Source organism: Streptomyces sp. NBC_00414 (assembly GCF_036038375.1).
Classification (GTDB): domain Bacteria; phylum Actinomycetota; class Actinomycetes; order Streptomycetales; family Streptomycetaceae; genus Streptomyces.
Map to the genome: position 1 here is coordinate 9096925 of NZ_CP107935.1, position 18410 is coordinate 9115334.

18 protein-coding genes and 1 tRNA gene are annotated in these 18410 nt (G+C 71.3%); 8 read left to right on the forward strand and 11 right to left on the reverse strand.

Features of this window, described 5'->3' with window-relative positions:
- Position 1: 1 nt before the first annotated feature.
- On the reverse strand, positions 2-1081 hold the full coding sequence (locus tag OHS59_RS39025) for an NADH:flavin oxidoreductase/NADH oxidase (RefSeq protein ID WP_328498041.1): 1080 nt from the start codon (positions 1079-1081) through the stop codon (positions 2-4).
- 138 nt (positions 1082-1219) lie between these two features.
- Here OHS59_RS39025 and OHS59_RS39030 point away from each other — a divergent pair, with 138 nt between their 5' ends.
- Entirely contained in the window at positions 1220-1579 is a 360-nt protein-coding gene (locus OHS59_RS39030) for an ArsR/SmtB family transcription factor (RefSeq protein ID WP_443061570.1), read from the forward strand.
- Here the strand turns inward: OHS59_RS39030 and OHS59_RS39035 are convergent.
- Positions 1499-2998, reverse strand: coding sequence for a nucleobase:cation symporter-2 family protein (locus tag OHS59_RS39035; protein ID WP_328498042.1), 1500 nt, complete (start codon positions 2996-2998; stop codon positions 1499-1501). The genes OHS59_RS39030 and OHS59_RS39035 overlap by 81 nt on opposite strands.
- A gap of 158 nt (positions 2999-3156) precedes the next feature.
- Positions 3157-4521 (reverse strand): FAD-dependent oxidoreductase, encoded by a 1365-nt coding sequence (locus OHS59_RS39040; protein WP_328498043.1) that lies wholly within the window; start codon positions 4519-4521, stop codon positions 3157-3159.
- A gap of 236 nt (positions 4522-4757) precedes the next feature.
- Here OHS59_RS39040 and OHS59_RS39045 point away from each other — a divergent pair, with 236 nt between their 5' ends.
- Positions 4758-5231, forward strand: coding sequence for a DUF6214 family protein (locus OHS59_RS39045; RefSeq protein ID WP_328498044.1), 474 nt, complete (start codon positions 4758-4760; stop codon positions 5229-5231).
- A 141-nt stretch (positions 5232-5372) separates the two neighbouring features.
- Here the strand turns inward: OHS59_RS39045 and OHS59_RS39050 are convergent, their stop codons facing one another.
- A complete protein-coding gene (locus tag OHS59_RS39050) occupies positions 5373-6029 on the reverse strand; it encodes a DUF305 domain-containing protein (RefSeq protein ID WP_328498045.1) in 657 nt (218 codons plus the stop codon).
- A gap of 210 nt (positions 6030-6239) precedes the next feature.
- On the opposite strand from OHS59_RS39050, the gene OHS59_RS39055 reads away from it, so the two are divergent.
- Positions 6240-7742 carry an LVIVD repeat-containing protein gene (locus OHS59_RS39055; protein ID WP_328498046.1) on the forward strand — a complete coding sequence of 501 codons (1503 nt, stop codon included), beginning with the start codon at positions 6240-6242 and terminating at the stop codon, positions 7740-7742.
- Here OHS59_RS39055 and OHS59_RS39060 read toward each other — a convergent pair.
- On the reverse strand, positions 7730-8491 hold the full coding sequence (locus OHS59_RS39060) for a TetR/AcrR family transcriptional regulator (RefSeq protein ID WP_328498047.1): 762 nt from the start codon (positions 8489-8491) through the stop codon (positions 7730-7732). The two genes, OHS59_RS39055 and OHS59_RS39060, sit on opposite strands and share 13 nt — an antisense overlap.
- Positions 8492-8760: 269 nt before the next feature.
- Between OHS59_RS39060 and OHS59_RS39065 the strand changes: the two genes are divergently transcribed.
- Positions 8761-9006 (forward strand): DUF2630 family protein, encoded by a 246-nt coding sequence (locus OHS59_RS39065; RefSeq protein WP_328498048.1) that lies wholly within the window; start codon positions 8761-8763, stop codon positions 9004-9006.
- A gap of 26 nt (positions 9007-9032) precedes the next feature.
- On the opposite strand, the gene OHS59_RS39070 is transcribed toward OHS59_RS39065, so the two are convergent.
- Positions 9033-9734, reverse strand: coding sequence for an HAD family hydrolase (locus tag OHS59_RS39070; RefSeq protein ID WP_328498049.1), 702 nt, complete (start codon positions 9732-9734; stop codon positions 9033-9035).
- A 130-nt stretch (positions 9735-9864) separates the two neighbouring features.
- On the opposite strand from OHS59_RS39070, the gene OHS59_RS39075 reads away from it, so the two are divergent.
- Together OHS59_RS39075 and OHS59_RS39080 are read left to right on the forward strand one after the other, a co-directional pair.
- A tRNA-Met gene (locus OHS59_RS39075) sits at positions 9865-9938 on the forward strand.
- Between the two features lie 206 nt (positions 9939-10144).
- On the forward strand, positions 10145-10945 hold the full coding sequence (locus OHS59_RS39080; protein WP_328498050.1) for a hypothetical protein: 801 nt from the start codon (positions 10145-10147) through the stop codon (positions 10943-10945).
- Between the two features lie 88 nt (positions 10946-11033).
- Here the strand turns inward: OHS59_RS39080 and OHS59_RS39085 are convergent, their stop codons facing one another.
- A complete protein-coding gene (locus OHS59_RS39085; protein ID WP_328498051.1) occupies positions 11034-11510 on the reverse strand; it encodes an Lrp/AsnC family transcriptional regulator in 477 nt (158 codons plus the stop codon).
- Between the two features lie 79 nt (positions 11511-11589).
- Here OHS59_RS39085 and OHS59_RS39090 point away from each other — a divergent pair, with 79 nt between their 5' ends.
- On the forward strand, positions 11590-12648 hold the full coding sequence (locus OHS59_RS39090) for a Glu/Leu/Phe/Val dehydrogenase family protein (protein ID WP_328498052.1): 1059 nt from the start codon (positions 11590-11592) through the stop codon (positions 12646-12648).
- 106 nt (positions 12649-12754) lie between these two features.
- Here the strand turns inward: OHS59_RS39090 and OHS59_RS39095 are convergent, their stop codons facing one another.
- A complete protein-coding gene (locus tag OHS59_RS39095; protein ID WP_328498053.1) occupies positions 12755-13153 on the reverse strand; it encodes a winged helix-turn-helix transcriptional regulator in 399 nt (132 codons plus the stop codon).
- A 76-nt stretch (positions 13154-13229) separates the two neighbouring features.
- Here OHS59_RS39095 and OHS59_RS39100 point away from each other — a divergent pair, with 76 nt between their 5' ends.
- Positions 13230-14015: an alpha/beta hydrolase gene (locus OHS59_RS39100; protein WP_328498054.1), complete on the forward strand. Its 786-nt coding sequence runs from the start codon at positions 13230-13232 to the stop codon at positions 14013-14015.
- A 37-nt stretch (positions 14016-14052) separates the two neighbouring features.
- Here the strand turns inward: OHS59_RS39100 and OHS59_RS39105 are convergent, their stop codons facing one another.
- From OHS59_RS39105 to OHS59_RS39115, 3 genes are all read right to left on the reverse strand, one after another.
- Positions 14053-15258 carry a vWA domain-containing protein gene (locus OHS59_RS39105; RefSeq protein ID WP_328498055.1) on the reverse strand — a complete coding sequence of 402 codons (1206 nt, stop codon included), beginning with the start codon at positions 15256-15258 and terminating at the stop codon, positions 14053-14055.
- Between the two features lie 179 nt (positions 15259-15437).
- Positions 15438-16745, reverse strand: coding sequence for an AAA family ATPase (locus OHS59_RS39110; RefSeq protein ID WP_328498056.1), 1308 nt, complete (start codon positions 16743-16745; stop codon positions 15438-15440).
- A gap of 146 nt (positions 16746-16891) precedes the next feature.
- Positions 16892-18316 (reverse strand): hypothetical protein, encoded by a 1425-nt coding sequence (locus OHS59_RS39115; RefSeq protein ID WP_328498057.1) that lies wholly within the window; start codon positions 18314-18316, stop codon positions 16892-16894.
- Positions 18317-18410 lie beyond the last annotated feature (94 nt).

The following is an 18410-nucleotide window of genomic DNA, read 5'->3' on the forward strand; positions in this document are numbered from 1 at the left end:
GTCAGACCGAACGGTGGTACTGGTCCGGCACGTGCACGGAGTCCCCGAGTTCGCGGGCCGCGTGCCGGGCCCACGAGGGGTTGCGCAGCAGTTCCCGGCCGAGCAGTACGGCGTCCGCCTCGCCGTTGGCGAGGATCTTCTCGGCCTGCTCGACATCGGTGATGAGACCGACGGCGGCGACGGCCATGGAGGTCTCGCCCTTGACGCGCGCGGCGAAGGGGACCTGGTAGCCGGGCCCGACCGGGATGCGCACACCGGACGCGTTGCCGCCCGAGGACACGTCGACCAGGTCGACGCCGTGGGCGGTCAGCTCGGCGGCGAGGCGGACCGTGTCGTCGGCGGTCCAGCCGTTCTCCTCCAGCCAGTCGGTGGCCGAGACGCGGAAGAACAGCGGCTTGTCGTCGGGCCATACCTCGCGCACGGCGTCGACGACCTCCAGGGCGAAGCGCACCCGGTTCTCGTACGAGCCGCCGTACGTGTCCGTGCGCCGGTTGGAGTGCGGGGAGAGGAACTCGCCGATCAGATAGCCGTGCGCGCCGTGGATCTCGGCGATCTCGAAGCCGGCGTCCAGCGCCCGCCGGGCGGCATCGGCGAACTGGCCGACGACCTCGCGGATCCCGTCCACCGTCAGCTCGGTCGGCACGGGGTGCTTCTCGTCGAAGGCGAGCGGGCTCGGCGCGAGCGCCCGCCAGCCGTGCGCCTCGGGTCCGACCGGCGCGCCGCCCGTCCAGGGGCGGTCCGTCGAGGCCTTGCGGCCGGCGTGCGCGAGCTGGATCGCGGGGACCGTGCCCTGCGACACCAGGAAGCGCGTGATCCGCCGGAACGCCTCGACCTGTGTGTCGTTCCAGATGCCCAGGTCGTACGGCGAGATCCGGCCCTCGGGGCTGACCGCGGTGGCCTCGACGATGATCAGGCCCGCTCCGCCGGCGGCACGCGCCCCGTAGTGCTGGAGGTGCCAGTCGTTCGGCGCGCCCGCCTCGGGGCCCTCCGGCGCGGCCGAGTACTGGCACATCGGCGGCATCCAGACCCGGTTCGGGACGGTCAGCTCGCGCAGGGTGTAGGGCTCGAAGAGCGCGCTCACGGCGGACTCCAATCATGGTGGGGCCGGGTTGTCGACTCGTACGATAGGCATCGTAGTACGGTGGATGTCAAACTACGAGAGTTCTCGTACAATGGGGAACTCCGGGGAGACCTCCGGACCCGACGCACTGGAGCCGCCGTGACGATCGCCGCCCCGACCGGCAGCAGCCGTGATCTGCCGCACCCGCAGCGCGCGGACATCCGGCTGGAAGCCGTGCTGCACGCGCTCTCCGACCCGCTGCGGCTCCAGGTCGTGCGAGAGCTCGCCGCCGACGGCGGCGAGCTCTCCTGTTCGCACTTCGACCTGCCCGTCACCAAGTCCACGACCACGCACCACTTCCGGGTGCTGCGCGAGGCCGGGGTGATCCGGCAGATCTACCGGGGCACCGCCAAGATGAACGGGCTGCGCCGGGACGACCTAGACGGACTCTTCCCGGGACTTCTCGACAGCGTTCTCGCCGCCGCCGCGCGCCAGGCCGTCCGGCTCGGGGGCCGCTGAACCACCCTGCGCGGGAATTCCGGGGGCCTCTGAACCGTCCACCTTCGAGCCGCCCGCCGCTGTACCGTCCGCCTCTGAACCCCCCTTCGAGGCAAGGTGGTTGAAGAGCAGGTTCAGCACGATCGCCGTGAGGCAGCCCGCGCTGATACCGCTGTTCATCACCGTCTGGAACCAGTCGGGGAACTTCTCGTACACCGTCGGCACGCCGACCGGCAGCATGCCCACGGCCACCGAGACGGCCACGACCGTCAGGTTGTCGTTGCCCTTGAAGTCCACCTGGGCCAGGGTCCGCAGGCCGCTCGCGGCGACCGTGCCGAACATGACCAGGCCCGCGCCGCCGAGCACCGGAGCCGGTATGGCGGCGACCACCGCGCCCAGCTTGGGCAGCAGGCCGAGCAGGACGAGGATGCCGCCCGCGACGGCGACGACCCACCGGCTGCGGACCCGCGTCATGCCGACCAGGCCGACGTTCTGCGCGTACGCCGTGTACGGGAACGTGTTGAACACGCCGCCCAGGACGGTGGACAGGCCGTCGGCGCGCAGCCCGTCGGCGAGCGTGCGCGGCTCGATCCGACGGTCGGTCATCTCGCCCACCGCGATGAAGTCACCGGTGGTCTCCGTCATCGTCACCAGGGCCACTACCAGCATCGACGCGATCGCCGACGCCTCGAAGGTGGGGGCGCCGAAGTGGAACGGCGTGCTGATGCCGAGCCAGTGCGCGTCCCCGACCCCGCCGAAGTCGGTGAAGCCGAACGGGACCGCGACCGCGAGACCCACGGCGATGCCGATCAGTACCGCGATCCGGCTCAGGAACGCCGGCGCGAACCGCTGTACGCCGAGCACCACCGCGAGTACGAAGGCCGCGAGCGCCAGGTTCTTCGGCTCGCCGAAGTCCGGCGAACCCGCCCCGCCCGCGGCCCAGTTGCCGGCCACCGGAAGCAGCGAGAGCCCGATGATCAGGATCACCGTGCCCGTGACGAGCGGCGGGAAGAACCGCAGCAGCTTCCCGAAGACCGGGGCCAGCAGCATGATCGCGAGACCGGCGACGATCACCGAACCGTAGATCGCGGGCAGTCCGCCGCCGCCCGTCCCGATCAGCACCATCGGCGACACGGCCGCGAAGGTGCACCCCTGCATGATCGGCAGGCGTACCCCGAACCGCCAGAAGCCGACGCACTGGATGAGCGTCGCGATGCCGCACACCAGCAGGTCCGCCGTGATCAGGTAAGCCATGTCCGCGGGCGAGAGCTTCATCGCGCTGCCGACGATCAGGGGGACGGCGACGGCGCCCGCGTACATGGCGAGGACGTGCTGGAGGCCGAACGCGGCGAGTTTGTGGACGGGTGGGACCTCGTCCACGGGGTGCACTCGCCGTGCGGGCTCGGGGGTGGGGGCGGGTACGGGGGCAGGGGTTGCCATGGGCACTCCTGGAGCGGCGGGGGAGCGGGGACTGCACGTGACCGTACGGGGGTTAAACAGTTTGTTGATTGCAGAGGTGTTGCCGCCGGATGTCCTGCCCCGGGAGGTGCGTGCTCATCCGCGGGCCGTACGTGGCTGGTCGCGCAGTTCCCGTGCCCCTACTGGGGCTGCTGGGCCGCCTCCATCAGGGACCGCCAGTTGGGGAGCTTGACCACGCCCCTGCCCAGGGAGGCGCCCAGGGCCGCTTCCGCCCGTTCGATCGCCTGCCAGCCCGCCCACTCGACCGGGCGCAGGCCCGCCGCGTGCAGGGCGGCGAGCGGGTCGGCCGGGACCTCGCGGTGTACGAGGGCCGGGGCGTCCTCCAGAAGGGACGTCACCGTCTCCTTCGCGCAGGGGCGGTTCGTGCCGATGACACCCGTCGGGCCACGCTTGATCCAGCCTGCCACGTACTCGCCGGGCGCGACCGAGCCCTCCCGCAGGACGCGTCCCGCGAGATGTGGAACGGTGCCGCGGTCCGCGTCGAACGGCAGGCCCTCCAGCGGAACCCCGCGATAGCCGACCGAGCGCAGGACCAACTGGGCCTCGATGTCCTCGTACAGCCCCGTGCCCGTCACGCCGCCGCGGCTGTCCGGGAGGGTGTGCTCGAAGCGGACCGCGCCCACGTGCCCCCTGCCGTCCGGGAGCAGTTCGACCGGCCGCAGGAAGAAGCGGAGCCGGATCCGCCGGGAGCCGACGGCCGGCGGGCGTTCGGCCCATCCGCGCAGCACCTCGACGTTGCGTCGTTGCGCGGTGGGCAGGGCGGACGGATCCAGGTACGCCGGATCGAGCGCCAACTCCGCCGGATCCACGAGCACTTCGGTGTCCGGCAGGCCGCCCAGCTCCCGCAGTTCCTTGGTGGTGAAGCGGGCCTGCGAGGGGCCCCGGCGGCCCACCATCTGGATCTCCCGCACCCGGCTGTCGGCGAGCGCGGCGAGTGCCGCCTGGGGCATGTCCGTCGCGCTCAGTTCCGCGGCGCCGCGCGCCAGGATCCGGGTCACGTCCACCGCCACGTTCCCCACGCCGATGACGACCGCAGCCCGCGCGCCGGCCACGAAGCCCTCGGACGCGAGGCCGTCGGACACGACGTCCGGATGCGCGCTGTACCAGGACACGAAGTCGGTCGCCGACCAACTGCCCGGCAGCTCCTCACCCGGCACTCCGAGACGCCGGTCGGTCGCGGCGCCCACGCAGTACACCACCGCGTGGTACAGCTCCCTCAGCCGGGCCGCCGACACCCCGTCCGGGCCGATCCGGACCCCGCCGAGGAACCGCACCCGCTCGTGCTCCAGGACCGTGCGCAGAGTGCCCTGCAGCGACTTGATCTTCTCGTGGTCGGGCGCCACGCCGTAGCGCACCAGTCCGTACGGGCACGGCAGCCGGTCCAGGACGTCCACTCGGACTCCGGGCACCTGCTCCTGCTGGACGAGACCCTGCGCGGCGTACACCCCACTCGGCCCCGAGCCGACGACGGCGACCTGCAGCACGGCACAACCCCTTCCCCGTGGAGAACGAGGAGTTCGCTGGTGCTTCCAGCATCGCACCGCACCGCGTGCCGGGGGAGGGGCAGGACCTGCCCGGACCGGGCCGCTGCGCCGACAGTGTGCCGCGCGCGCCCGGCATGCGTGCCTGTCCGCAATGAATGTGATCATGCGGTTACGTTGCGTATGTGCTGGAAACATCCTTTCTTAATCTTTCTGATCGCGATGAGCCGGACGGGGCGGTGTCCGTACGGCGCGCCTGGGAAGTGCGGGAGAACGACACCGCCACGACGTGGTGCGACGTCCGGCTGAGCTTCGAGGACGGCGCCGGGGTCGACCTGCTCGCGGCCGTGTGCGAGGGAGGCGTCGCCGTCGAGGACGTACGCGCCCGGCCCGCGCTCTCGCTCGACGACATGGCGGTGCTCGCGGACTGGATCGAGGGGCCGCTGCTGGAGGCGTGCGGGGGTGCGGGCGGGGCGCCGGGCGCCCATGCGGGCGGCGGGAGCGCCGACCAGCGGCACGCGCGCCCCGCGCCGCCGCGCGGTGCCGAGGGGCGTCGGCTGGTCGCCGGTGAATATCTGGCCGCTCAGCGGGCCGGGCGGGATCCGGTGCTCGCGGTGATGTCCTTGACGGGACACAGCCGTCGGCGCTCGCTTCGGCTGATCGCGGGGGCGCGGGACGCGGGGCTTTTGACGCCCCGCCATGTCCGACGCTGACGGTGCCGCCGGCGGCGGGCCGGGTTGCCGGGTGGGCTACTGGGCGGCTTTCGGGTGCGGGTGCGCGTCCGTCGTGGCTGGGCGCGCAGTTCCCCGCGCCCCTTGGAGGGCGCCCCTGCGGGGCGGCCCCGCAGCGGGCCGTCACATTTCGCGCATGCGGCTGATCTCGCTCGTCTGCTGGGCGATCACGTCGTCGGCCATCTCGCCGATCTGGATGTTGTTGCCCTGCGAGAGGACGTCCGTGGCCATGGTGATCGCCCCGTTGTGATGGGTGATCATCAGCTTCAGGAAGAGCTCGTCGAACGCCTTGCCCTTCGCCGCACGCAGTGTCTTGAGCTGCGCCTCGGTCGCCATGCCCGGCATCACGTCGTGGTGATGGCCCTTGCTCTTCTCGCCCTTCTTGTCGCCGCCGTGGTTCTTGAGCCAGGCCCGCATCGTCTCGACCTCCGGTCCCTGTGAGGCCGCGATCCGCTCGGCGAGCCGCTTCACCGGCGTCGACGAGGCGTGTTTCGGGGCGAGTTCGGTCATCTCGATGGCCTGGGTGTGATGCTCGATCATCATCCGGGCGTAGTCGAAGTCCGCGGAGTTGGGGGTGTCGTCGTCGGAGCGCTGCTCCGCGGCGTCCGCGGCGGAGAGCGTTTCGGCGGCCTCGCCCGGTTTGCCCGGTGCGATCACCGAAGGACCCGTTTTCGGCGCGGACTTGGCGTCGTCGTCGGAGCCCGTGCAACCGCCGAGCGCGAGGACGGCGGCCGTCACGGACGCCGTGATCAGACGGCGGGACGTACGGCGAGCGAGCACAGTGACCTCCTGTGGCACATGAATCGGCAGACGCCTTGTGGGCGCGGACACCTCGTGAGTGTCGATGACCGTCCTAGCACGCTTCCGCGCGCCAATGATCAAAAACATTCATTACGAATGCGTTGCCACCTGTTGATCTGTGCATGATGAAGACGATACTGCGGTGGTACCTGAACCGTTCGACTTCGAACGGCCACTAGGGAGGACGCAGTGACCCTGTTGAACAATCACCGAACGCGGCGCAGACGTCTGGGAGTTGCCGCCACCGCGGCAGGCCTGCTGGCCGCCCTGCTCACGGCGGGGCCCGCGGTCGCGACCCCCGACCCCGGGGACGCTCCGGTGACTTCGGAGAAGGTCTCCAAGAGCGCGGCGGCCGAGGCCAGAGCGGCGATCTCGGCGGGCGAGATACCCGGGCAGGACGAGATCGTCCACTCGGACAACATCGAGCACCTCACGAACATCCCCAAGGACGCCCTGCCCGGCACCAACTCGGACCTTGCCTTCCAGGGCAAGTACGCGTTCGCCGGCAACTACGACGGCTTCCGCATCTTCGACATCAGCAACCCGAAGGCCCCGAAGACGGTCGCCCAGGTGCTCTGCCCGGGCTCGCAGAACGACATCACCGTCTCCGGTGACCTGCTCTTCCTCTCCACGGACTCCTCGCGCAGCGACAACTCCTGCAGCAGCACCACGCAGCCCGCGACCGAGAAGTCCTCCTGGGAGGGCATGAAGGTCTTCGACATCAGCGACAAGAAGAACCCGAAGTACGTCGCCGCCGTCGAGACCGCCTGCGGCTCCCACACCCACACGCTGGTGCCGGAGCGCAAGAACGTCTACATCTACGTGTCCTCGTACTCGCCGAGCGCCACGTTCCCCGACTGCCAGCCGCCGCACGACGGCATCTCGGTCATCAAGGTGCCGCGCAAGGCTCCCGAGAAGGCGGCGGTCGTCAACTTCCCCGTCCTCTTCCCCGGTGAGGGCCCCGACGGTGGCGGCAACCCGGGTGGCCCGACCAACCCGGGCGTCTCCAAGACCACCGGCTGCCACGACATCACCGTGCTGCCCTCCAAGGACCTCGCCGCGGGCGCCTGCATGGGTGACGGCATCCTGTTCTCCATCAAGGACCCGGAGAACCCGAAGGTCATCGACCAGGTCCAGGACAACGTGAACTTCGCGTTCTGGCACTCGGCGAGCTTCAACCAGAAGGCCAACAAGGTCGTCTTCACGGACGAGCTGGGCGGCGGCGGTGCGGCCACCTGCAACGAGACCGTGGGCCCGAACCGCGGCGCGGACGGCATCTACGACATCGTCGGCAAGGGTGACAAGCGCAAGCTCGTCTTCAAGAGCTACTTCAAGATCCCGCGCCACCAGGCCGACACCGAGAACTGCGTCGCCCACAACGGCTCGCTGATCCCGGTCAAGGGCAAGGACATCATGGTCCAGGCCTGGTACCAGGGCGGCATCTCCGTCTGGGACTTCACGAACTCCTCGAAGCCCAAGGAGATCGCCTTCTTCGAGCGCGGTCCGCTGAGCACCACGACCATGGTCACCGGCGGCTCCTGGTCCGCGTACTACTACAACGGCTACATCTACTCGAACGACATCGCCAAGGGCTTCGACGTTCTGAAGATCAATGACCGTCGTACGGACCCGGCGAAGAAGAACCGGCTGAACGAGCTGAACGTCCAGACGCAGCCGGACTACTTCGACTGACCGGCCGCGTCGGTCTCCTGGTTCCGCTCACCACCGTCACCGTCGTCGTCAGCGCGACCGTGACCGTGACCGCGATCGGGGCTCCGCTCCGACTCGCGGCTCCCGGGAGCGAAGAACCGTGAGAGGTCCTCGTGGTACGTCCCGTCGGGCGCTTCGGCGCCCGGCGGGGCACCCCGCTCCCAGTCGAGCCCGTAGCGCCTGAACAGCTCGGCCCGCAGCACCGGTACCGGCATCGGGACCCCGGGCACCAGGGCCGCGTACACCGCGCCCATCAGCAGCGCCCGCATCATGGGGTAGTCGGCGGCGGTGTCCGGCGAGCCGTAGCGGGCCATGGTGTCGCTGAGCAGTTCGGCCAGCCGGCGCTGCTCCGGGCACTGTTTGAATCCCTCGCCCTGCAGGATGCCCGCCATGTGCTGGCGCATCAGCACCGGATGGTCCCGGGCGAGGCCCAGGATCGCGTCGATGGCCCGCGCCATCCGCTCCCGACCGTCCTCGGTACGCGGCTCGCGCTCCAGCGCCTCCTCCAGCGTGCGGTGCATCAGCCGGTGCACTGCGGACTGGACGAGCAGACGCTTGCCGGGGAAGTAGTACGAGACCAGACCCCGGGCGGAGCCCGCGCGGTCCGCGATGTCGCCCAGTGTCGTGGCGTCGTATCCGCGCTCGCCGACGAGCTCCAGCGCCGCCTGCAGAAGCCTCTCGCGGGAACGCCGCCGCAACTCTTCATTGACCGATGCGCTGCGAGGGGACATCCTATGTACTCCTGCGTTGACTGGCTGCCAGCCAACTATACTCAGCGCGTCCGGACGGGTTCCCACGGGGACCGCCTCCGGGCTGCCGTCCGCTCGGGGCGACGCGGGGGATCGCCCCGAGCGGACGGGAAGGACTCAGCCGGGCCCTCCGGGCGCGTCGGCTCGCGACCGCCCGGGACCCACCCGGCGCTCCCGCCTCTCGCGCTCGCTGTCGCCGAGCGGTCGTCCGCTCCTTACAGTGGGCTGGAGTGCCGAGGAGGCGTACGCACATGGATCAAGAGCACATCCTTGCCAGGATCACGGCGATGGTCGACAGCGAACGCGAGCTCCGGGACGCCCTGGCGTCCGGAAAGATCGACAGCGCGACCGAGCAGGAACGGCTCGGACAGCTGGAGCGCGATCTCGACCAGTGCTGGGACCTGCTGCGTCAGCGGCGCGCGAAGTCCGAGTTCGGCGAGAACCCGGACGACGCGCGCGTACGGCCGTCACCGCAGGTCGAGGGCTACCAGAGCTGAGGGTCCGCCGGGGATCGCCCGGATGATCAGGTCCCGGCGGGGACCAGGTCCAGTACCGGCCGCAGACCGTTCGGCCGATCGGTCACCGGCAGATGCTCGACGAAGTGCACCCCGCACCCCACGGCCGCGGCCCCGCCGTCCGCCAGCCGGTCGTCCCCGACCATCAGCGTGTCGCGCGGATCGGCCCCGAGCGCGTCGCACGCGGTCGCGAAGAGCCGGGCGTCCGGCTTTTGGACGCCGTGCTCGTACGACAGGACGTAGGTGCCCACATACGCGTCGAGGCCGTGCTCCCGGAACACGGGCCGCAGATCCCAGCCGATGTTGCTGACCACGCCGACGGCGACCCCGCGGTCGCGAAGCGCGTGCAGTACCTCCAACGCGTCGGCGTACGGACGCCAGGCCGCCGGGCTCATGTGCCGGTCGTACAGCGCGTCGTACAGCTCCGGAGCCGGCAGCTCCACCTGACGGCAGGCCCCGGTGTACGCGGCCCGGTGCAGCTCGGCGCTCTGGTCGCGGACGCCCCACAGCGCGGTCAGCTCCTCGGGCACCGGCCCCGGCTGCGGGGCCCCGCCGGGCAGCGCACCCGCCGCCTCCAGTTCCTTCGCCGTCCGGAGCAACTCCTGCTCCGGCAGGGCTGTTTCGGTCTCGGCCAGTACGGCGCGCAGCCAGGACTCGGTGGATTCGATACGGAAGAGGGTTCCGGAGAAGTCGAACAACACGGCAGCCATGCGGGGGAAGTTACCCACGGCGCAGTCCGGGTATGTCCTGCCGATCTCCTCCGTCCCTGGTCAGAGGTGGATCGGGCGGAGGAACCGTGTCGGCCGGGTGCCGTTTCATGCCGTAGGGTGGAGACATCGACGCGGGGTGGAGCAGCTCGGTAGCTCGCTGGGCTCATAACCCAGAGGTCGCAGGTTCAAATCCTGTCCCCGCTACTCGTTTCCGAGGGCCTGTGCGGCTGACGCCGCACAGGCCCTCGGCGCGTACCCGGACGCATGACGGCGTCGGGAACCATTGCGGATGATCTAGAGTTCCCGCACGCGGCGGTGAGAACGACCCGCCGCGCAGGAACTCGACTCAGGGGTGGGGATTGATCACTTCGACATCTGCTGCGCTCTCGCGGCAGTACAGACCCTCGGCCGTGCGCCGCGCGGCCGCCGTGGTGGTGGCCGGGGGCATGGCGCTGGTGGGCGTGGGGCTCACGGCGCCGACCGCGCACGCGGCCGAGAGCGACATCTCGTTCTCGAACGTCGTGCTGAACAACGGCAAGCCCATCGTCGTCGGCATCAGCGCCGAGGTCGAGGCGCCGTTGACGTACACGGTGAAGAGCAATGTGTCGCTCGACACCTGGTGGGTCGAGGCGTATCGCGGCACCTACGGGACCGACGAGTACACGCTCGCGAACACCACGACCCAGTGGAGCTGCCGCCAGTCCTCCGCGGGCGGCTACACCTACCGCGACTGCGACGAGACGATGACCATCGACCCCGACAGCATGCCGGGCGGCAATGGCAACAACCTCGTCAACGGTGACGCCGCCGTGTGGAAGACCGTCGGCACGGGGATCAAGAAGAACGGTGGTTACGACCACGACCAGCTCTCGGCGACGGTCCGTCTCCAGCGTGCCTCGCGCATCCAGAGCGCGAACGCGACTCCGGAGCCTGTCGCCAAGGGCGGGACGATCACCGTCACCGGCACCGTGCAGCGCGCCAACTGGAGCAAGCACCGCTACGACAACTACGGCGGCCGATCGGTGAAGCTGCAGTTCAAGCCCACCGGCTCCAGCACCTACACCACGGTCAAGTCGGTGACCGCCAGCGGTACCGGCCACCTGAAGACCACGGTGACCGCCTCGCAGGACGGCACATGGCGCTGGCGCTACAGCGGCAACACCACGACCGGCGCCGCCAACTCCTCCGGTGACCACGTAGACGTGAACTGAGTTTCCCGCGCGCAGCCCGGACAGCGAAGGCCCCGCTCCGGCGGGGCCTTCCGCACGCTGTTCCGCCGGCTGCCGGAGCGTGCCGACCTCATGCGTGCGGCTCCGCCGTGGGCGGCAGCGGACCCAGGACGGGGTTGGTCAGATGCTGGTAGATGATCGAGGTGCGGAAGCCGATGATCTCGCGGCGGTTGGTGAACTCCTCCAGGAGAAAGGCGTGCAGGCGGTCTATGTCCTGGGCGGTGACATGGACGAGGAAGTCGTCGCTACCGGTCATCGTGTAGACGGAGACGACTTCCGGCAGCCGGCTCACCGACTGCTCGAAGGCGGTGACGACATCCCGGCGCAGGGGGCGCACCTGCGTGAACACCATGGCCTGGACCGAGCGGTTGAGGGCCTTGAGGGACACCTGGGCGCGGTAGCCCTGGATGATGCCGCGTCTCTGCAGCAGCCTGGTGCGTTCCAGGCACGTCGACGGGGCGATGCCGAGCTTCTCGGCCAGGGCACGGTTCGACTGCCGACCGTCGGCCTGCAGTTCGCGCACGATCGCCGTATCAAGTTCGTCCACGGCTTCCTCCACTGTCCAGATCCCGAATTAAATTCGGTGCAACTACCGGTGCTCCGCGCGTCAGCCTAGCTTCGGCCGCATGAGCCAAGCATTCGCACATGAAGAGGTCGTTGTCCGCCGCGGACGCCGCTCCGGCCTGCCGCTGATCGTCGCGGTCCACTCCCGGGCCCTGGGCCCGGCGGTCGGCGGCTGCAGGATGCGCCGCTACGACACCTGGCGGGACGGACTGACCGACGCGCTGCGCCTGTCGGAGGCGATGACGTACAAGGCCGCGGTGGCGGGCCTGGACTTCGGCGGCGGCAAGAGCGTGATCGCCCTGGACCGGGACACCGAACTCACCCCGGAACTGCGGGAGGCCGCACTGGAGGACCTGGGCGAGCTGGTCGCCTCCTTCGACGGCTCCTACCGCACCGGCCCCGACGTCGGCACCGGCCCGCAGGACATGGTGGTCCTGCGGCGCTTCTCGCCGTACGCGTACTGCGCGCCAGAGGAGCACGGCGGCACCGGCGACTCCGGCGGCCCCACCGCCACCGGGGTGCTGGCCGCACTGCGGGCCGGCGCCCGGCATGTCTTCGGCGACGCCTCCTGCACCGGCAGGACGGTGGTCGTCAGCGGGTACGGGTCGGTCGGCAGCCGGGTCGCCGCGGGCCTCGCCGCCGAGGGCGCGCACGTCGTGGTGTCGGACGTCGACCGGTCCCGCAAGGACGCCGCGCTGGCGAGCGGCCACGGGTGGGTCGAGCCCGGTCGGGCACTGTCGGCGCCGGCCGACATTCTCGTTCCGGCCGCCGTCGGAGGGGTGTTCGACGAAGCGAGCGTTCCCCGGCTCACCGCTCCGCTGGTCGTCGGACCGGCCAACAACCAGCTTGCCGAGGAGCCGATCGCCGACGTCCTCGCGGAGCGCGGCATCGTCTGGGTGCCGGACTACGTGGCCGGCGCCGGAGGCATCGCCTACACCCTCGGCCGGGAGTCGGACGGCTACAGCCACGAGGCCGCCCTGGACCGGGTGGAGGGCATCGGCGACACCGTCACCCACATCCTCGACCTCGCGCGCACGACCGGCGTCACCCCGCTGCGGGCCGCCCGGCAGATCGCCGAGCACCGCCTCGCCCTGGCCGCCTCCCGGGCGCAACCCGCCTGACGGCCGGGGCAGGGCCACGGCCACGGCTGACGGGTGCGGTCGGCCGGCGTGCCGGGTGACGGGTCAAGGGCTGACGGTGGTGTCGGGCGGCGTGCCGGGTGACGGGTCAGGTGGCGGACGGACCCTCTCGCGCCGCCTCCTCCGCTGCTTCCCTCGCCGCCTCCTGGAAGTCGACGATGGCCTGGCCGTGCGACCTCGCCCAGTCCGTCAGGGCGGCGATGGGTTCGACGAGTGTCCGGCCGAGGTCGGTCAGGCTGTACTCGACCCGCGGGGGCGCCTCGGCATACGCGCGGCGGTCGACAAGACCGTAACCCTGGAGGCGGCGCAGTGTCTGGGTGAGCACCTTGCGCGAGACGCCGCCCACGAGGTCGACGAGTTCGCCGTGCCGGCACGGTCCGAGACTGAGCGCGAACACCACGACGGCGGCCCACTTGTCGGTGATGATCTCGATCGCCAGCCGGGCGGGGCAGTCGGCCAGGAAGACGTCACCTGCCGAGTTGGTCATGGGCCGAAGGTTACCAACAGGTTCCTGTCGGCTCAGTAGCGTCGATGACCGACCACCACGTGCAGGGAGACACATCATGAGTACGCCGAACACGAGCACGGACACGAACACGTCGATCACGCCGAACACGCCGAACACGCCGACCTACGTGCTTGTCCACGGTGCCTGGCACAGCGGGCGGGCCTGGGACCGGGTGGTCCCGCTGCTGACCCGGGCCGGGCACCGGGTGTTCGCGCCGTCGCTGACCGGCCACGGGGACAAGGCGCATCTGCTCGGCCCCGAGGTGGGACTCGACACCCACGTCGACGACGTCGTCGACCTCCTGACGGAGGAGGACCTCACCGACGTGGTGCTGGTCGGGCACAGCTACGCCGGGATGGTCGTCTCCTCGGTGGCCGACCGGGTGCCGGAGCGGCTCGCGGGGCTGGTCTACCTCGACGCGATGGTGCCGACCGACGGTGAGACCGTCGTCGACGTGATGCCCGTGACCCAGTTCCTGATCGACCTCGCCGCCGGTTCCGATACTCCCTGGCGCATCCCTCCGATGCCCGAAACGCCGTCGCCCGGCGGGCTGTTCGGAGTCACCGACCCGGCGGACGTCGCATGGCTGCGCACGCTGGTGTCGGACGAGTCGGTGGGCTGCTTCCAGCAGCCGGTCCGGCTGGACAACCCCGCCGCGGACGCGCTTCCCCGGACGCACATCCACTGCGTCGGCAGTGAGCCCGAGGGTTTCGTCCGCAGAGCCGTCCCCGCGACACAGCCCAACGGCAGCCCGGCACAGGTGTGGGAGCTGCGGAGCGGTCACGACTGCATGGTCACCGTGCCGGCCGAACTGGCCGAGCTTCTGCTCAAGGCGGCCTGACGCGACCGGTCGTCCCGGCTCGACCGGTCGTCCGGGCTCAGCCGATCGTGACGACCCGCGCCCACGTCGGCGGAGTGTCCGGGACGTAGTCGGGGTCCTCCTCGTCCACGGCGGAGGCATGGCGGGGGAAGAGACCGACGACCGTACGGCAGGGCGGTGGCGCGGAGGGCCAGGGGGTCTGGCCGTCCGTGAGGGCGACGATCACGTCGGGGCGCGGGCGGGAGCGCAGTGCCCGGGCGAAACCGGAGCGCAGGTCGGTGCCCCCGCCGCCGACCAGCTCGATGTTCTCCGCGCGGCAGAGCGGGACGGCGACCCCGGCCGCCGCGTCGCAGGAGATCACCGAGACCAGGTCGCGCCGCCCGCCCACCGCCCGTGAGATCGCCGCGACCTCCAGCAACGCGCTGCCCAGTTCGGCGTCGCTCACCGACCCGGAGGTGTCGATCACGACGCAGACACTGGGCGGCGTACGGCGCAGGCTCGGCAGCACCACCCCGGGGACACTGGCCGAGCGACGGGACGGCCGCCGGTAGCTGTGGTTCTCGCCCGCGCCCGGCGCACCCGCCGCCGAGCGCACCGCCGCGCCCAGCAACTGCCGCCACGGCTGCGGCGGTTGGAACGCGTCGTCCGCCCAACGGCGCCACCCTTCCGGCGCCTCGCCCGGCCGGCCCTTGATGCCCTCCGCGACCCGGAAGCGGACCGCGTCCTGTTGCTGCCTGCTCAGCCCGTGCGCTCCGTCGGGACCCAGTTCCCACGGCCGGCTCTGCCCGTCGGCACCACTGCCGCAGTCCAGCCAGGCCAAATCCGGGGCGAGCCCCGACATCGACGCCCGCCCCAGGTACTCCTCCATCAGCAGCCCCTCGGGCAGCCCCAGCAGTGAAGGAAGCACCACTCCGGCAGGCTGCGGCAGGCCGTCACCGTAGATGTCGTCATTGATCTCGAAGTCCGCGGCGATGTTCCGGCGCAACCGCTCGCCCGGCCCGTACTCCTCGTGCTGCCGCGCGTACCGCGCACCCCTCCCATGGTGGTCCCGGAGCAGATGGGAGACCTCGTGCACCCAGACGCCCGCCAGCTCCTCCATCGGCATGCGCGCCACGAAGCCGGGAGAGACATAGCAACGCCAGTGCGCGTCCACCGCCATCGTCGGCACCGACCGGTCCTCCACCACATGCAGGGCGAAGAGCGCGCCGGCGAGATAGGGGCGTACCTTCACCGCGTGCAGGCGGGCGGCCAGCAACTTCTCCATGTCCAGCGGGAGTCCGGCCCCACCGGCCGGCCCACCGGAGCCGGCGGGTGGTGGGTTCGGGAGGGCGGCCCGCACCGGGCGCGGCGGCGCGGGCCGGGGCATCGGACGGGGCATCGGACGCGGCCGGGCGTGCGACCGCGGCTGGGGCGGCGGAGGCTTCGGGGTCCTCGGGGTGCCCGTCATCGGCGTGTTCCCGCCGTGCGCCCGGCAGCCGCCGCGACCCGCTCCACCGACCGGTCCGCCCGCAGGGCGAGACCGATGACCCCGGCCAGCCGGTCCATCGACTCCGGCACCTCCCAGTCGTCGCGCCGCAGCGAGGCCAGTGCCGTCGCCGGGGCGACCAGCAGGTCCGCGGTGCCGGTCTCCAGCGCCCGGACCAGCACGGCCCAGCCCGCCTCCCACCGCTCCCGTTCCGGCCGCGCTCCGACGACGGCCACCACCGCCTCCAGCGCCGCTTGCCGGAGGTCGCCCCGCTCCGGCAGTTCGGCGGCGGCCGGATCGGCGAGCAGCGTCTCCGGGTCCGGCAGGTCCATCCGGTCCAGATGGGCGAGGAGTTCGAGCCCCGGACCGTCGCCCACCGCTCCCCGTACGAGCAGGGCCAGTACCTCGCGGGAGACCGAGGCCGCCGTACCGAAGGCCAGCAGCGTCAAGGCGGCGTCCCAGCTGCGGGGCGAGGGCCAGGCACCACCGCGCCGGGTCTCGGTGCTAGGCAGCCGGTGGATCAGGGTCGGCCGCGCGGTCAGGAAGCCGCAGACCGCGCGCCGGGAGAACGCCACCGCCTCCGGCAGCAACTCCGGGTCCAGACGTGGTGGTTCGGCCCGCGGCCACACGCCGCCCAGTCCACGTACCACCACCTCCTGGTCGTGCACCCAGTACAGGTGCACGAAACGGTTGGCCAGCGGCGGGCTCAGCTCCCAGCCGTCCGCCGCGGAAGCACGCGGATTGGCCGCGGCCACGATCCGTACGCCCGGCGGCAGTTGGAGCGCACCGACACGTCGCTCCAGGACGACCCGGAGCAGCGCCGCCTGAACGGCCGGGGTGGCGGTGGAGAGTTCGTCCAGGAAGAGGAGCCCGCGGCCGGCTCGTACGAGCTCCACGGCCCACTGCGGCGGTGCCATCGGCACGCCCTGCACCGCAGGGTCCTCGCCCACGATGGGCAGTCCGGAGAAGTCGGACGGCTCATGGACGCTGGCGATCACGGTAGTCAGCGGCAGGTCGAGAGAGGCGGCGAGCTGGGTCAGGGCCGCGGTCTTGCCGATACCCGGCTCACCCCAGAGCAGCACGGGCAGGTCCGCCGCCACGGCCAGGGTGAGCGCTTCGAGCTGCTCGTCGGGGCGCGGCTCGGTGGTGGTCGTACGCAGGAGGGCCAGGAGGCCGTCGGCGAGGGCGAGACGGGTGTCCGTACCCGCTCCCGATCCGTAGACGGGTAGGGGCAGGGGGGTGCCGTCGGTCGGGACCGGGGCGGGCCGGAGGGTGCTGGTGTTCATGGGCATCACCTGGAGGGGGATGAGGGGACGGGGAAGGCCGTCCCGGAGGGCAAGGGGGCATGGGGCATGGAGACGTGCGGCGCGGGATGCGCGAAAGAGGAGCGGAACACGCAATGGGGGAACGGGACTTCGGTGGGGATCGCCTGTCACGAGGCCAGACTGGTGCGGGGCCGGGACCGGCTGCTCAGCTTGCGGCGCAGCGGCAGTGGCGTACGACGGACGAGCCTGGGGCGGTGGTCGGCTGTCGCGCGCTCCGCGCCCGAGGCGTCCTCGCCCTCCGCCCTGCCGGCAACCGGGTGCAGGGCGAACAGCCCCGAGCGGAAGAGCCCGTGGTCGATTCGGCGGGCCGCGGCCGACTCCAGCTCCTCGCGGAGCGGTCCGTCGCGCAGGATCGCATCAGGACCCAGCAGGCCTTCGACGACGGCCAGCGCCCCGGAGATGTCACCGTGGCGGAGCCGTTCCCGGACCGCGGGCAGCGCCTCCGGGTCCCGGTGCACCGCGTCGATCGCCCGCAGACAGGGCAGCGCGGGTCCGCCGAGCGCCACGAGCAGTTCTTCCCGCCGCAGTTGGACGGGGTCGTGATCGACGGCCGTCAGCACCCCGTCCCGCAGCGCGATCCGGTGGCTCGCGCCACGGCAGTCCACTTGGTGCGGATCGCCGGGCTCGGGCACGGGACCGCCCACCGGCGCCGACCCGAACCCCGCCAGTGCGGCGGCGACGAGCGGATGCAGCCGCTCGGCCGGGACGAGCCCCGCCCGCAGCAGTTCCAGATCCGGCAGCACCCGGGCCGCCGCCTCCGGCAGCACCGGAAGCGCGGCGATCTCCTGCGAGGGCAACACGCCCTCGCGCAGTGGCCGGTACGTCGGGACATGGCTGTCGTCGGGGGCGACGAGTTCGAGTACGGCACGGCTGCGCGCGCCGAGCCGGACGGTGAAAGCCCCACGAGGGAGCCCCTCTGCCCGCAACAACAGCTCCGCTTCGGAGGCCCAACTCCCCACGGCCCAGGACGAGTCCTCGGGCGGCGCTCCTCCTGCCCCACAGCGCGCCGTCAGTTCGGCGCTGCGCCCGGCGTCCCAGAGATGCCGGTGCAGGTCGAGCCGGAAACGCCGCTCGGGATGCGGATGGGGGTGGTGTCCGGGGACGCCGTTCCCCGGTCCCTCCCACAGCGCGAGGGACATGCGCTGTCCGCCGTCCGCCCGGGCCGGTGGCGTCCGCACCACCAGGTGCAACGGTGTGGCGCCGTAACTCCGGTAACGAGCCAGGGAGATGGTGAGTCCGGGGCGGAGCCGTCCGTCCGGGGCGATGCGGGGCATGTGCCAGCGGAGCAGATCCGGCGCCAGCCGGCGCAGATCGTCACGGAGCCGGGTGAAGACATGGGTGCCGTGGCGATGGCGCACGGCGCGCAGATCGAGATCGACGTGGATACGGGCGGCGGCGCAGGCCCCCGCCCAGTCGCCGACCGCACGTCGTGCGGTCGCCTTCTCGATCATGGACGGTGGGACGGCGTACTCACGTACGCGCCGCCACATCGACAGGTGGGCAGGAATCTCGTTCGCGAAGTGATGTGCCATCAGCACTCACCTTGCGCGAATGATTCCCCCAATCCGGAAAGGGTGAAGTTCTTCATCGCCCGCATCGTAACCATGCCGATGACGATCTGTCTGC

Coding starts and splice junctions, on each gene's coding strand:
- OHS59_RS39115 (WP_328498057.1), bottom strand. CDS start 18,316: ATGGCACATCACTTCGCGAACGAGATTCCTGCCCACCTGTCGATGTGG.
- OHS59_RS39110 (WP_328498056.1), bottom strand. CDS start 16,745: ATGAACACCAGCACCCTCCGGCCCGCCCCGGTCCCGACCGACGGCACC.
- OHS59_RS39035 (WP_328498042.1), bottom strand. CDS start 2,998: ATGGCAACCCCTGCCCCCGTACCCGCCCCCACCCCCGAGCCCGCACGG.
- OHS59_RS39105 (WP_328498055.1), bottom strand. CDS start 15,258: ATGGAGAAGTTGCTGGCCGCCCGCCTGCACGCGGTGAAGGTACGCCCC.
- OHS59_RS39095 (WP_328498053.1), bottom strand. CDS start 13,153: ATGACCAACTCGGCAGGTGACGTCTTCCTGGCCGACTGCCCCGCCCGG.
- OHS59_RS39100 (WP_328498054.1), top strand. CDS start 13,230: ATGAGTACGCCGAACACGAGCACGGACACGAACACGTCGATCACGCCG.
- OHS59_RS39070 (WP_328498049.1), bottom strand. CDS start 9,734: ATGGCTGCCGTGTTGTTCGACTTCTCCGGAACCCTCTTCCGTATCGAA.
- OHS59_RS39060 (WP_328498047.1), bottom strand. CDS start 8,491: ATGTCCCCTCGCAGCGCATCGGTCAATGAAGAGTTGCGGCGGCGTTCC.
- OHS59_RS39065 (WP_328498048.1), top strand. CDS start 8,761: ATGGATCAAGAGCACATCCTTGCCAGGATCACGGCGATGGTCGACAGC.
- OHS59_RS39090 (WP_328498052.1), top strand. CDS start 11,590: ATGAGCCAAGCATTCGCACATGAAGAGGTCGTTGTCCGCCGCGGACGC.